General features: G+C 52.9%; 15 protein-coding genes, 1 tRNA gene and 1 other annotated feature. Of the genes, 13 read left to right on the top strand and 3 right to left on the bottom strand.

Features of this window, described 5'->3' with window-relative positions; all coding sequences use genetic code 11:
- Positions 1-240: 240 nt before the first annotated feature.
- The 3 genes from ALO_RS09890 (at position 241) to ALO_RS09880 (ending at position 3,589) form a co-directional block, all read left to right on the top strand.
- Positions 241-855 carry a manganese catalase family protein gene (locus tag ALO_RS09890; protein WP_004573358.1) on the top strand — a complete coding sequence of 205 codons (615 nt, stop codon included), beginning with the start codon at positions 241-243 and terminating at the stop codon, positions 853-855.
- 206 nt (positions 856-1,061) lie between these two features.
- A complete protein-coding gene (locus ALO_RS09885) occupies positions 1,062-1,604 on the top strand; it encodes a DUF5662 family protein (RefSeq protein WP_004573357.1) in 543 nt (180 codons plus the stop codon).
- Positions 1,601-3,589: a penicillin-binding protein gene (locus ALO_RS09880; protein ID WP_004573356.1), complete on the top strand. Its 1,989-nt coding sequence runs from the start codon at positions 1,601-1,603 to the stop codon at positions 3,587-3,589. Before ALO_RS09885 ends, ALO_RS09880 begins: the two co-directional genes overlap by 4 nt.
- Positions 3,590-3,694: 105 nt before the next feature.
- On the opposite strand, the gene ALO_RS09875 is transcribed toward ALO_RS09880, so the two are convergent.
- Positions 3,695-3,967 (bottom strand): small, acid-soluble spore protein, alpha/beta type, encoded by a 273-nt coding sequence (locus tag ALO_RS09875; protein WP_413788497.1) that lies wholly within the window; start codon positions 3,965-3,967, stop codon positions 3,695-3,697.
- Positions 3,968-4,190: 223 nt separating this feature from the next.
- Here ALO_RS09875 and ALO_RS09870 point away from each other — a divergent pair, with 223 nt between their 5' ends.
- The 3 genes from ALO_RS09870 to ALO_RS09860 all read left to right on the top strand — a co-directional run bounded on the left by ALO_RS09870 (position 4,191) and on the right by ALO_RS09860 (position 6,634).
- A complete protein-coding gene (locus ALO_RS09870) occupies positions 4,191-4,397 on the top strand; it encodes an aspartyl-phosphate phosphatase Spo0E family protein (RefSeq protein WP_004573354.1) in 207 nt (68 codons plus the stop codon).
- A 166-nt stretch (positions 4,398-4,563) separates the two neighbouring features.
- Positions 4,564-5,679 (top strand): alanine dehydrogenase, encoded by a 1,116-nt coding sequence (ald, locus tag ALO_RS09865; RefSeq protein ID WP_004573353.1) that lies wholly within the window; start codon positions 4,564-4,566, stop codon positions 5,677-5,679.
- A gap of 172 nt (positions 5,680-5,851) precedes the next feature.
- Positions 5,852-6,634 carry a CheR family methyltransferase gene (locus ALO_RS09860; RefSeq protein ID WP_004573352.1) on the top strand — a complete coding sequence of 261 codons (783 nt, stop codon included), beginning with the start codon at positions 5,852-5,854 and terminating at the stop codon, positions 6,632-6,634.
- A gap of 7 nt (positions 6,635-6,641) precedes the next feature.
- Here the strand turns inward: ALO_RS09860 and ALO_RS09855 are convergent, their stop codons facing one another.
- Positions 6,642-7,817 carry a D-alanyl-D-alanine carboxypeptidase family protein gene (locus ALO_RS09855; protein ID WP_004573351.1) on the bottom strand — a complete coding sequence of 392 codons (1,176 nt, stop codon included), beginning with the start codon at positions 7,815-7,817 and terminating at the stop codon, positions 6,642-6,644.
- A gap of 141 nt (positions 7,818-7,958) precedes the next feature.
- On the opposite strand from ALO_RS09855, the gene ALO_RS09850 reads away from it, so the two are divergent.
- On the top strand, positions 7,959-8,654 hold the full coding sequence (locus ALO_RS09850; RefSeq protein WP_004573350.1) for a polysaccharide deacetylase family protein: 696 nt from the start codon (positions 7,959-7,961) through the stop codon (positions 8,652-8,654).
- On the opposite strand, the gene ALO_RS09845 is transcribed toward ALO_RS09850, so the two are convergent.
- Complete coding sequence (locus tag ALO_RS09845; protein ID WP_004573349.1) at positions 8,647-9,057, bottom strand: hypothetical protein; 411 nt, start codon at positions 9,055-9,057, stop codon at positions 8,647-8,649. The genes ALO_RS09850 and ALO_RS09845 overlap by 8 nt on opposite strands.
- 183 nt (positions 9,058-9,240) lie before the next feature.
- Positions 9,241-9,501: a binding site (T-box leader), on the top strand.
- Between the two features lie 90 nt (positions 9,502-9,591).
- On the opposite strand from ALO_RS09845, the gene ALO_RS09840 reads away from it, so the two are divergent.
- The 6 genes from ALO_RS09840 (at position 9,592) to ALO_RS09815 (ending at position 13,409) form a co-directional block, all read left to right on the top strand.
- Positions 9,592-10,155 carry a tryptophan transporter gene (locus tag ALO_RS09840; RefSeq protein WP_004573348.1) on the top strand — a complete coding sequence of 188 codons (564 nt, stop codon included), beginning with the start codon at positions 9,592-9,594 and terminating at the stop codon, positions 10,153-10,155.
- A 1-nt stretch (position 10,156) separates the two neighbouring features.
- A complete protein-coding gene (locus ALO_RS09835; protein WP_004573347.1) occupies positions 10,157-11,038 on the top strand; it encodes an energy-coupling factor ABC transporter ATP-binding protein in 882 nt (293 codons plus the stop codon).
- Positions 11,022-11,849 carry an energy-coupling factor ABC transporter ATP-binding protein gene (locus tag ALO_RS09830; RefSeq protein ID WP_004573346.1) on the top strand — a complete coding sequence of 276 codons (828 nt, stop codon included), beginning with the start codon at positions 11,022-11,024 and terminating at the stop codon, positions 11,847-11,849. The genes ALO_RS09835 and ALO_RS09830 overlap by 17 nt, the downstream gene beginning before the upstream one ends.
- Entirely contained in the window at positions 11,842-12,528 is a 687-nt protein-coding gene (locus tag ALO_RS09825; RefSeq protein ID WP_004573345.1) for an energy-coupling factor transporter transmembrane component T family protein, read from the top strand. The genes ALO_RS09830 and ALO_RS09825 overlap by 8 nt, the downstream gene beginning before the upstream one ends.
- 151 nt (positions 12,529-12,679) lie before the next feature.
- A complete protein-coding gene (locus ALO_RS09820) occupies positions 12,680-13,258 on the top strand; it encodes a 3D domain-containing protein (protein ID WP_004573344.1) in 579 nt (192 codons plus the stop codon).
- 76 nt (positions 13,259-13,334) lie between these two features.
- Positions 13,335-13,409, top strand: a tRNA-Val gene (locus ALO_RS09815).
- Positions 13,410-13,453 lie beyond the last annotated feature (44 nt).

The raw sequence follows: 13,453 nt of genomic DNA, 5'->3' as shown, positions 1-13,453 counted from the left end.
CGTACGTACAGTCTCACGCCCGTCCTCGTCGCGCTGTATCAGAATTCATGACTTTTCAGAGAGTGGTAACAGTAGCCGATCTCTCATGAGTGAAAAGTCATCCGAATTCTTCAGTACGGAGACGCAGAGCGTCTCTCTTACCTTGCATCTGGGCCTTTTTGAACGCCCCCGGGTTCGAGGCGACAGATACGCAGGAGGCAGACGATTTAAAGGAAAATTTTGAAGAAAGGAACAGTGAGTATGTGGATCTATGAAAAGAAGCTGGAGCATCCGGTGAAGATCAGCTGTCCGGATGTGGCCTTTGCTAAATTGGTGATCACCCAGTATGGCGGGCCGGATGGGGAGTTATCGGCTTCACTGCGGTATTTGAATCAGCGCTATTCCATGCCTTTTGACAACGCCAAGGCTCTGCTCACGGATATTGGAACCGAGGAACTGGCTCATATGGAAATGATCGCGGCGTTGGTTTATAAGCTGACCGAAGGCGCCTGCCCGGAAGATTATCAGGCCGCCGGCTGGGGCGGACAGTATGTTCAGCATGATAACGGCTTATTCTGGACCGATGCTAACGGGATTCCCTGGAGCGCCAAATATATTGCGGCTCTGGGCGATCCTATCACCGATTTGGTGGAAGACATGGCGGCCGAGCAAAAAGCCCGCGCCACTTATGAGCATCTTATCCAAATGACTTCTGACCCCTGTGTGAAAGATATGCTGCGGTTTTTATGGGAGAGGGAAGTTGTACATTTTCAGCGATTTGGCGAGATGCTCAACACAGTGCAGGATTGGCAGGCGCAAAAACAACATCTCTGGTGCGGCCACAGACCTCCGGAGGAAGAAACGGAAGAGGACTAAGGTAGGTATAGGGGTAGGAATAGGAGTGGGCAAGCCTGTCTTGCTCATTCCCTTTGATAGTTACTCCGCCGGGTGAAGGAATTAGCCAAATTTGCCCGAATTAATCTGCATAAACGATTCGAAATATGAATCGTTGCGGTTAATTATGCCTTGGCATATTGAGAATATCAATAAATGGATACGAATATAGGGTAAGGAAAAGTGTAATGCAGTATAACAAAGAGTATCGAAACTATATTCTTCAAAATATAAACTACCTCCGCTACGTGATCCACCATAAATGGCTGGTATTCGTAGAAGCTTGCAAATTGGGGATTCCCTGGAGGGGGATCCTGCATGATTTATCTAAATTTACTCCGGCGGAATGGGGTCCCCGAGCGGCTGCTCTCGGTAAAAGCCTCCCCTCTTATCTGGATGAGGCCGGCTGGTACCAACCGGAGAATGTGGATAATGCCCTGGCGGCCGGCTGGCTGCATCATTATCATCATAACCGGCATCACTGGCAATGGTGGGTCGTCCACTTGGATGCAAGGACGGTCAAAGTATTGCCCATGACTGATCCCTATCGACGGGAAATGCTGGCCGACTGGCGGGCGGTGGCAAGGATGCCGGGCAGACAAGCCATGCTTCCCTGGTATCGGGAAAATAAGGGCAAAATGCGCTTGCACCCAGAGACGCGGGCCTGGCTGGAAAAAGAGCTGGGGCTCTGTGATTCTGAGTCTGTCGATTCAAAGGAAGGAGAGGGATGAAGACTATGCCAAGCATGGTAAAACCGGCTTCGCGCCGTGTTGCCGTATTATTGACGCTCATTATGCTGGCCATCCTGATTCTGGTGGCGCGGATCGGCTGGCTGCAGTTTGTGGAAGGGCGCCGGTTAGCCGACCGAATGAAATCTCAGCTGCGGGATACCCGCATCCTGCAGTCGCCACGGGGTACAATCTATGACATCAATGGACGGGAACTGGCGATTAGCAGCATGCGGCAGTCACTGTACGCCGATCCCCAGGAACTGAGCCTTCCTCCGGATGAAGCCGCCCGGCTTTTGGCGGCGATCATTGATGTGGATGTGGATGAGATTCGGGAACGGCTGTCCATCAAAGGCCGCTTTGTCTGGCTGAGACGGACCCTGGAACCGGAAGTCACCCAAAAAGTCCGGGATTTGATCAAAACGAAAAAGATTCATGGACTGCATTTTCTGGAAGAAAGTAAACGTTATTATCCCAACGGACCCTTTGCCAGTCAGGTACTGGGGTTTGTTGGCACGGATGATATCGGACTGGATGGCGTGGAGATGGTCTACGACAAATTCATGCACGGCGAAATCAGCCGGCATGTTCTGGAGACCGACAATCAGGGCGTTCCAATTTTGCAGTCAGTCTTCCAGTCTCAGCCGCGCCGGGAGAAAAGTTTGGTGTTGACGATTGATATCACGATTCAGCATATCGTGGAAAAAACCCTGGACAAGGTCGTGGCTCAAAGCAAACCGCAAGGCGCTTCGGTGATCCTGATGAATCCGCGCACCGGCGCTATTTTGGCCATGGCCAACCGGCCCCATTATGATCCTAACTTCTTTTACCGTTACAGTCCTCAAGAGTGGAAGAACCGCTCTTTGTCCTTTGTCTACGAACCCGGCTCCACCTTTAAAACCATTATTGCCGCCGCCGCTCTGCAGGAGGGTTTGGTAACGCCGTCTGAAACTTTTGAGGATGCAGGCGAAATTACCGCCGGCGGCGTCACAGTTCATAACTGGGATAGCAAAGGCCACGGACGGGTCACATTTGCCGATATCACCAAGTATTCGATTAATACCGGTTTCATCCAGATCGGCCAGCGACTGGGCGAGGAGCGGCTGATGAGATATACCAGGAACTTTGGTTTTGGCCAGGCCACTGACATTAGCCTGCCGGGAGAGGAATACGGCCTGCTGTTTGACCCCAAAAGGATGACTCCATCCGACCTGGCCAGTACGTCTATCGGTCAGGGAATTGCCGTAACGCCGCTGCAGCTGTTAACAGCTCTGGCGGCAGTGGCCAATGAAGGAGTCCTGGTGAAACCTTTTATCGTCAAAGAAATCCGCAATGCTGACGGAACATTGGTCACTGAGACTCCGGTCAAACCGGTGCGGCAGGTCATCAGTCCGGCCACGGCCAGGACTCTGACCAATCTTTTGGAAAAGGTCGTGGCGGAAGGCGGCGGCGCGAAGGCAGCAGTCAAGGGATACCGGTTCGTCGGTAAGACCGGTACGGCTGAAAAGCTGAAACAAGGCGGCGTTGGCTATGCGGAAGGCCGGTATATCGCCTCCTTCGCCGGCTATGGACCGGCGGAGGACCCTCAAGTGGTGGCTCTGGTGGTCATCGATGATCCGGTAGGCGCCTATTACGGCGGTGAAGTAGCTGCCCCGGTGTTCAGCGAGATCATGACCCAGGTCATGTGGTATCTGAATATGAAGCAGCAAGCCCGTGAAACCGGCAAACATCCGATATTGCCGTCTCAATCCGGCACCCGGGCTATTGCTTCTGACCAAACGATGGTCCCTGTCGGCAGGATAATCGTACCCGATCTTCTGGGGCAATCCATTCGCCAGGCCGGTGAAACCAGCAATAAGGCCGGATTGTCCTTTGTTCCGATCGGCTCAGGAGTGGCTGTTCACCAGAGCTTGCCGCCTTTTGCAGTGGTGGAACCGAATACGGAGATTACTGTAACATTCGAACCCCGGGATGGTGATGGCTCTTGATCCGGGTCCGTACATAGGTCGATTTTTATAGACATTGGAAAAAGGGCGGCATAGCCGCCCTGTCTTGTGTCATTAGACTAATTAGGGTAATGATTGTAAGGTTTATTATTTGATATCATATTTGGAGGTCATAGTGGAGGCACTGGTGGTATTCGTCGTGCCGGTTGTGCCGGCAGTACCGGATTCATATTGTTCGATCATCCGACGGACCATGTGTCCGCCTACACGTCCGCAGTCAGCGGAGGTCATCGTCGACCAGCCTTGATTGCTCACCTGATTGCTAATACCGAGTTCAGTAGCGACTTCCATCTTCATACGGTCCAGAGCGTTTTCGGCAGCCGGATTAACAGGTTTTCTGCTTCTTGCCAATTTGTCCACCTCCTTTCCTTTGTAATCTTATTATCAGCCTAAACCAAAGGAATTATCCTTGGACATTGATGTTAAATAGTTACAGGCTGCAGTGCGGCATGGCAGGAAGTTGAGAATAAATACCGAAATAGAACAAAAGCAGGATGTTCAGGAATAAAATGTTTTGTATGTAAGGAAGTTGAGAGATATAGGGGCTGATCCAGCGTAGCATAAACGAGAGTGAGGCGACGCAATGTCCGGATTGGAGGAAAAGCGGCGAAAGATTGAAGAGGTTCGGCGGTCTCTCAGTCAGTTGGTAGCGGACAAACAACATGACTTGAGCGACCGGGAAGTGATTCAGCTTAGCTCTGATTTGGACCGTCTCATTGTCGAGTATGAACAAGCCAAAAAGTTTGTTTGGGGAAAATGCGGGATAAAGACCGGCGATAATTTGGAATAAAAAGTTTACGGTCGGAAACAAAACTTTCCAAAATCGGAACAAAAAGTTTCCAAACAGGGGGAATCACTAACCATGATGCCCTCTGTTTTGTTGTTCTATACTTTGGCACATAACTTGCAATCTGAATGATACGAAAAGATTCAGGAAAAAATCAGGAGGGATTCCTATGATCATCGGAGTTGCCAAAGAAATTAAAAACAACGAAAATCGTGTTGCCCTGACTCCTGCTGGTGTGGAGACCTTAAAAAACGCCGGACACACTGTTCTAGTGGAAAAGACTGCCGGGACAGGCAGTGGCTTCAGTGATGATCAGTACCAGAAAGCCGGCGCTGAGCTTTTGGCGGACAAACGGGTTCTGTTTGATCGGGCGGAAATGATTATGAAAGTGAAAGAACCCCTTGCAGCTGAATATGATTTGTTTCATACGGGACAGATTCTGTTCACCTACCTCCATCTGGCGCCCGAACCGGAACTCACCAGGGCTCTTCTGGATAAGAAAGTCATTGGCATTGCTTATGAGACCATTGTCGGACCCAACCACTCCCTGCCCTTATTGCTGCCCATGAGCGAGGTAGCCGGACGCATGTCGGTTCAGGTTGGCGCGCAGTTTCTGGAAAAACCGAAGGGCGGCAAAGGGATTCTGCTGGGGGGTGTACCCGGCGTGCCGGCGGCTCAGGTGGTTATCGTCGGCGGCGGCATCGTCGGCGCCAACGCCGCTAAAATGGCGGTGGGCATGGGGGCTCAGGTAGCCGTCATCGACCGCTCGGAAGAACGGCTGCGCTACCTGGATGATCTTTTCGCCGGACGGGTGGTTACGGTTATGTCCAACAGTTACAACATCGCCGAATGGGTGAAAAAGGCCGACCTTCTGATCGGCGCGGTACTGTTGCCAGGAGCAAGGGCGCCCAAACTGGTAACTGAGGCCATGGTCAAGACCATGGAAGCGGGTTCGGTGATTGTGGATGTAGCGATTGATCAGGGTGGATCAGTGGAAACCATTGACCGGGTGACCACTCATAGCGATCCGACCTATGTAAAACATGGCGTGGTCCATTATGCGGTGGCCAATATGCCGGGAGCCGTGCCTCGCACCTCCACCCTGGCTCTGACCAATGCCACCATGCCTTATGCCCTGCAAATCGCCAATAGAGGCTATAAGCAAGCCGTGCTGGATGATCCCGGCCTGATCCCCGGCGTCAATGTGATTAACGGCAAAGTGACCTATGAAGCAGTGGCCAAAGCCCTTAATCTGACGTATACCCCCCTCAGTCAAGTCTTGTAAGAAAGTAAAAAGCCCGGCGGTCAGGCAGCAGCCTTTTTGCTTCTGGCTGCCGGCTTTTTTGCTTATAGTCCGGGATCACCTTTCCCCTTAGTAGGAAATATTATGCAAGCTGTCGAATCATCTACAATTATAGTGGAAATTTTACAGGAACATTGAATGGGGGAGAATGGCTGTGAGCGATGAAAAAGAATGGGAATTGTTTAAACAGAAGCTATTTGCCAAGTCAAATATTAATTTAAACGACTATAAGGCGGCTCAAATGCAGCGACGGATCAATAACCTGATGATCCGGCACGGCGCATCCAGTTATAGCAGCTTCTTTCAGATGCTGGAGAAGGACTCCAAGATGTACAAGGATTTCATCGACTATCTGACGATTAATGTGACCGAATTTTTCCGCACACCGGAAAAATTTGTGGAACTGGAAGCCAAGGTACTGCCGGACCTATTGCAAAGAAGCTCCAAGCTGAATGTATGGAGCGCCGGCTGCTCCACCGGCGCCGAACCCTATTCGCTGGCCATGATTTTGGCCGGGCTTACCCCTCAAACCCGTCACCGGATCTTGGCCACTGATCTGGATATCGAAATGCTGAACAAGGCCAAAGCCGGCGTATACGGGTCCAACGATATGAAAAATGTTGCACCGGCCATCCTCAGTAAATATTTTAAACATACCGACGATCTGTACTCCCTGAGTGATGAGATCAAATCTCGGGTGGATTTTCAGCGGCACAACCTGCTTTTGGATAAATTTGAAACCGGCTTTGATATTATTCTCTGCCGCAATGTGGTGATCTACTTTACCGAAGAAGCCAAAGAAGGCCTGTATCGCCGCTTCTTTGCCTCGCTGAAGCCAGGCGGTGTACTGTTTGTCGGCGGTACCGAAGCCATCCTGAATTTCCGGGAAATTGGCTTCCAGCATTACTTACCCTTCTTTTATAAAAAACCGTTATAGAGCCTGTTTAAAATAGGCCCCAGCCGGACAGCGTGCGATAGACGCGGAACAGGGCGTTCAAGAGCATGCGTTGATAGGAACGTTCCGTCACTTCGGCTTCGGCGATGACGTCAACCCGCTTTAGTGCCTGGTCCCCGGAATAAAATACGATTTCCCCGAGCTTTTGCCCCGGAAATACCGGGGCTTTTATTTTCTCCGGCAGGTTGACGGTCACTCTGATATTGGGCAGATCATCCGCCTTTACCACCAAGGCGGCGTTTTCGGCAGCTATGGCGTTGACCGCGGGATAGAGGCCGTTCTCCACCGGCAGGGAGGCTATGACCTGCCCCTTGGGCGCGTACTCGGCCAGATTGAAATGGCGAAAGCCGTATTCTAAGATTTTGATGGAATCGGTCCAGCGATTATTATCATGGAGGACAACCGCAATGAGCTTCTGATTGCCCCGGCTGGCGCTGGAAACCAGACATTTGCCGGCCGGGCCGGTTGTGCCGGTTTTGACGCCGTCGGCATCGGGAAACAGCCACAGCAGCCGGTTGGTATTGCGCAGAGTTTTCGCCTGTTCCTTGCCTTTGATATCTTGCCAGTCCACGGATTCTTCCTTGGTGCGGACGATTTCGGCGAAGATCGGATTAGCCAGGGCATAGCGGGTGAGCAGGGCCAGATCATAGGCTGAAGAATAATGGCCGGGTACGGTCAGACCATGGGGATTGATGAAATGAGTATTTTTGGCGCCCAGTTCAGCCGCCTTGCTGTTTAAAAGCGGGGCGAATTCCTCCACCGATCCGGCGATATGCTCGGCGATGGCAACGGCCGCGTCATTGCCGGAGCTCAGCAAGAGACCGGTAAGCATTTCCCGCAGGGACAAAGATTGTCCGGAATAGACCTTCATGGAAGAACCGGGTGTGTGTGCGGCTTTGGGGCTGACCAGGACATCGGCGTCCAGCTGACCCCGTTCTAAGGCCACAATGGCTGTGAGAATTTTGGTGGTACTGGCAGGGGCCCGCCGTTCATGAGCTTTTTTTCCCCACAGCACCTCCCCGGTTTTCGCATCCATCAGGACGGCGGCATCAGCTGCGATCACCGGTCCGGGCGGGGGAGAGGATTGTGCGGCTGCCGGTGGTATCAGCCAGAGACAATAAAGGGACAACACGGATAAAATCAGACTCTGTCTGCGGATCTTCATAGTATTCCTCCTGCTTTACTATAGACTGTCTGATGCGATTACCGGAGAATCGGGTCTAAGCCGGGATGCTTTTGCATATGGTGAACTGACCGGACACGGCAGAATGACAGGAAACGAAAGAAGAGAAACTGGAGGATAACAGTGTGCTATGGCCGCAAAACCTTTCTGATTACCACAATTTTTCTGGTGACTGTTGCGCTGCGCCTGTATTACAGCTTGGCGGATGATCCCCTGGTGGTTCGTCAGATACCGACAAGCCGACGGCTGGTGGCCCTGACCTTTGACGACGGGCCGGAACCGCGCACTACACCTGAGATATTGTCGGTATTGCGGGAAAAAAAGGTCCGCGGTACCTTTTTTGTGCTGGGGACAAATGCGGAAACCCGCTTGGCGATTTTAAGACAGACAGCAGCTGACGGCCATGAAATCGGCAGTCACGCATACAGCCATAAATTCCTGAATACTATGGCTGTTGAAGCATACTCGCTGGAACTGGATAAATCCATCGGGATTATCCGGCAGGTCACTCACGCGCCGGCGGTGTTTCGCCCTCCCGGCGGTGGTTATAACGATCAAATCGTTTTGGCAGCCGGTCTGCGGGGAATGACTACTGTTCTCTGGTCCATTGACTCCGGTGATTGGCGCGGTTTGAGCGCCGACCGGATTGCCAACGGCGTCCTGTGGCGAATCAGACCGGGCAGCATTGTGCTGTTTCATGACGGACAATATCCGATTGCCACTGCCAAAGCACTGCACCGCATCATTGACAAGCTGCGGGCGGCAGACTATGAATTGGTGACGGTCAGCGAATTGCTGCAGTACTATGAAGTCAGGTAGGGTGCGTCTTATGGGCGGGGGTATATTGTTTCAGATACTTCCAGTGAGACTGGATCTGCTGCTCGTACCGGGCCATGGCGGCGGTCCGTTCATTGCGCAGGCCCTGCACTGCGCTGAGAATGTTCTGGTTGAACTGATAGACCTTATGTTCAGGCACGATAACCGGTTTGGCATACTCCGCCAAACGGGTGGCCACTTTGTAATTGGTCCTGCCTTTTTTTAAAATGACTGCCGGCTCCAGCATGTCCGACCCGTCATAACGATGGATCAGACAGTCTGGCTGCAGGCGGTCGATGACATTTTTTGCGTCACCTTCATAGATCATTTGTGTACCGCAGCCCGGGCAAACCGCATTGGCCAGGTCCAGATAAGAATGACAGCTTGAACAGATGACTCCGTCCATGTTAAACACCTCCGCTCTTTATTTTATCCAAATGTTCCATGGCTTATTTCGGATTTTGGGTAGCAGGCAGTGAAGAAATCAAGGATCAAAAGTTGAGAATCGAAAAAAGAAAAGGTTAAAATCAGTGAAAAGGGTTGACAATGATTTTGTCTCTTTGCTATACTCGTATCAATCTTATATCACCCAATTTCAATGACCGGGAAGAGTACACATGATAGGAAGGCTGCAGCGAGCCAATGGCAGTGAAAGATTGGCGCCGAATCAGCGTGTGGAATGGGCCTGGGAGATACAGTCCGAGCCTTTGAGAAGGGGTAGGCGCTGTCGGCTTCTTCCCCCGTTACCGGGAAGCGGGTATCGGATTTCAGTCCCGTACCTGGTATGAGCCGGGCTATTTTTATATAGCCAATCAGGGTGGCACCGCGGGTTATTCCCCCCGTCCCTGTCAGATGATATCATCTGACCGAGACGCGGGGGTTTTTTGTTTTGCGGCCGTTGGGAACGGTTTCCACAGAAAAAGCAGAGGAGGAAAAAGCGATGAATACAGAAGAAAAAACGCAAGTCACTATGGTAGAAGGAACGGGGGGCAAATACCGCTGGATTGCCATGACCGCTCTATTCCTGGCAATAGGCACTATTCTGCGACTGGTCAGCCCCAGCGTAGCCGGGGTCAGTCCGAATTGGACCATTGCCATGTACTGCCTGGTGATGATCCTGGTGCGCCCTGCCATTCCCCAGGCCATAGGCATCGGGCTGGTCGCAGGAGCTATCGGCGTAGTTTCTTCCAAATCCATATTTCCCTATGCCAATCTGCTCAGTGAGGTACTGGGCGCCGTAGTCTGCGCCGCTCTGGTCCGTTCCGGCATCCGGTTCCAGTTGGGTAAGTTCAATCTGCAGCCGGCGGTACTTGGCCTGTTGACTACCCTGGCCAGCGGCATGACTTTCGTAACCGCCACCAAGCTGGCCCTGGAGCTGCCTATGCAGATGTATCTCTATGGCATGATCCCGGTGGTTCTGACTGTAGCGGCGATCAATACCGTCATCACTCAGATGCTCTATTTCCCGGCCCATAAAATCTTTGCGCAAAAGGGAGAAGAATAAAATGAACCCGGTCGTTACTTTCAATGCCTTTTCCTTCTCTTACGGCGGCAAAATTCAGGCGCTAAACAACATATCCCTGACCGTGCCGGCCGGCTCCTTTACGGTGATTACCGGAGACGGCGGCTCGGGCAAGACCACCCTTTGCCTGGCGATTGCCGGTCTGGCCCCTCACTATTTTGGCGGAGCAGTAGGCGGCTCACTGCTGGTTAACGGGGTGAATACCCTGCAGCGGCAGGTGGCGGAACTGGCCGAAACCGTCGGCATTGTGCTGGAGGACTATGAAAGCCAGCTGGTTACCATGACAGTAGAGGAAGAAGTGGCGTTTAGCCTGGAAAACCGCGGAGCGGCGCCGGCTGAAATCAGCCGGCGGGTGCAGGAAGCTTTGGCCATGGTAGGCTTGACGGGGCAGGAAAGAAAAGAAATAGCCGCCTTGTCCGGCGGACAGAGACAGCGGCTGGCCATCGCCGCCGTACTGGCTACCCGGCCTTCCATTCTGGTGCTGGATGAGGCGGCTTCCGCCCTGGACCCGGAAGGCGCGGCCGAACTATATACCTTGCTGTCCGAGTTGAACCGGCAAAATCATTTAACCGTGGTGCTCGTAGAACACGATCTGGCCAAGGTGCTGCCTTACGCCACTCAGTTGGTCCTGCTGCAGGAAGGCAGTATCGCAGCAGCCGGTCCGGCGGCTAAAGTGCTGCGTCATATGGCTTGTCAGGATTCTTACCGGGAGGGACTGCCGGCCCTTTGGACCCTGAAGCTCTATATGGAGCAAACGGCTGGCCAACCCTTCGGCGACTGGCGGCAGGAGGACGAAGCCATTTTTGAGCTGGTCCGTTATATGACCCAGGCAAATGAGGTGTCAAAAAATGCTCGAACTGCGTAATGTCCGCTTTTCCTACAGCCGGGACCAGGCAATCGTAGTAAAAGATGTATCACTGCAGCTGGCCCAGGGTGAATTTGTCGCTGTCGCCGGCCGCAATGGCAGCGGCAAGACGACTCTGACCAAGCTGATGATGTCCCTGTTAAAGCCCACGGCCGGCCAGATCCTGTATGACGGACGGGATACCGTCTCCTGCAGTCCGGCGGATATGGCCCGCTATATCGGCTATGTGTTTCAGAACCCTGACCGGCAGATGTTTCGCGATACCGTAGCGGCGGAAATAGCCTATGGCCCGGAACAGCTGGGTTTCCCGCCGGAAAAGGTGCACCGGGTCGTAGACGAAGCCATGGAAACCGTAGGAATCACCTTTCTGGCCGCCCGCTATCCCCGGACCCTGTCCAAGGGTCTGAAGCAAAAAGTGGCGGTGGCCTCGGCCCTGGCCATGGAGCCGGCCGTGCTGATTCTGGATGAACCTACCAGCGGACAGGATGTCCGGACCCGGGAACTGTTCATGCAGCTGTTGACCCGGCTGCGCCAGGCCGGCAAGACCATTATCCTGGTTACTCATGATATGGACTGTCTGGTGCGCTATGCCCAGCGGGTCATTGTCATGGCTGATGGGGAAAAAGCCTTTGACGGGCCGGTGGCCGAATTCTTCGCCACCTGTCAGCAAGTGGAGAGTCTGGGTCTGCGGGAGCCGGCGGCAGTCAAAATATCCCGTGGCCTCAGCCATCAGGGAATACCGCTGACCACCGACGCCGTTGCCTTAGGCCAGAGGATTCAACAGCGAAAAGGAGGAGAAATCCATGCGTAGAATTGCGCCTTTAACCAAGCTGGCAGCGACCTTCCTGATCACCGTATGGGCCTTTCTTCTGAAATCGCCGTTGGCGCTGGGGGGGCTGACCCTGGTTATGGCCCTCCTGGTTTTATTGGGGGCAGGTTTCGCCAAAGGCGTTAAGACACTGGTGGGCCTGAGCCTGGTGGGAGTCTTCCTGATCGGATTGCAGTACCTGCTGGGAACGGATATGACAGCGGCGGTAGCCGCTGCTTTCCGGATGTTCATCATGTGCTTTGCCTTTATTATTCTCCTGGCCACCACACGCATCCAGGACCTGACCACCGCCCTGGTCAGTCAGTGCCGCATTCCCTATGAGTTTGCCTTCATGTTTACCGCAGCCCTTCGCTTCGTTCCCGACCTCCTGGCCGAAAGCCGGGCCGTACAGGAGGCTCAAGCCTGCCGCGGCTACTCCAGCCGGGGCAGCCTGGTGCACAAATTCATGTCTTATATTACCGTGGTTCAGCCACTGGTGCTGCGTTCCATCAGCCGCTCGGAAACCATGGCCATGTCCCTGGAGCTGAGAGGCTTTGCCGCCGGCAAGCGCAGTTTTATCGCCAACGTGGCCTTGTCTTTTAAAGACTATACCCTGTTAGCCGGTTTTATGGCCGTGACTTTCGGTTTGCTTATGATGCGATTGGGGATTATGCCCTTTTGATTCTGTGTCTGGAGCCCTGAAATTTCCTTTTTAAATTCCTGCTTTTAGCGAATTTTCTCCTTTTCTCGCCACCTGATCCTATAGTAAAATAGACTACAGGACAGGAAAAAGGCCGGCAGGAATACCGGCCAAGGCAAAAGGAGACATCATAGTGCGATCCAAATTTCTTCTGGCTATACTCTGCTGTTTGCTGGCCTTTACTGGCATTTCTTTTGCGGCAAGTGAGGACAAGCCCCTGGCTGCCGGCGACAGGGGCCAGGCAGTGCAGCAGCTGCAGCAGCTCCTGGCCGATACAGGTTTTTATCCCGGCTGGGTAGACGGCGTATTCGGCCCAGCCACCGGCGAAGCCGTGAAAAAAGTGCAAAAAGCCTTTAACCTGCCAGCTACCGGTCAGGCAGACTTAAAGGTGTTGGGAAAACTGAAAGAAGCCTCTGCCAAACCCGATCAATACAAACAAGCATTGACCATGAACGCTTCAGCCTATACCTCCCAGGACCCCAATACGGGGAATTACACTAAACGCGGCCACCGCCTGCGACATGGTCTGGTAGCAGTGGACCCCACAGTGATTCCCCTGGGCACCCGCCTGTACATAGAAGACTATGGCTACGCCGTAGCCGACGACATCGGCAGTTCCATTAAAGGCAACAAAATCGACCTAGCTTTTGAAAACCGGCGTGAGGCTCTGATTTTTGGACGCAGGAACATCAAAGTATACATAATGGAGTGAAAAACCCGACAAAGAAAGCTTATTACCGCTAGATAAATCCTCTCGTTTATGGTATACTATATCTACATTTTGATATGGGGTATTAGCTCAGTGGGAGAGCGCTTGATTCACATTCAAGAGGCCGCTGGTTCGAAACCAGCATGCCCCACCAGGAAATAAAAGGGTTCGCAGAGATGCGAACCCTTTTATTATGGC

Origin of the sequence: Acetonema longum DSM 6540 (genome assembly GCF_000219125.1) — a bacterium.
GTDB lineage: Bacteria > Bacillota > Negativicutes > Sporomusales > Acetonemataceae > Acetonema > Acetonema longum.
Note: the sequence above shows the minus strand (reverse complement) of the source record. Positions and strands in the feature narration are given on the sequence as shown.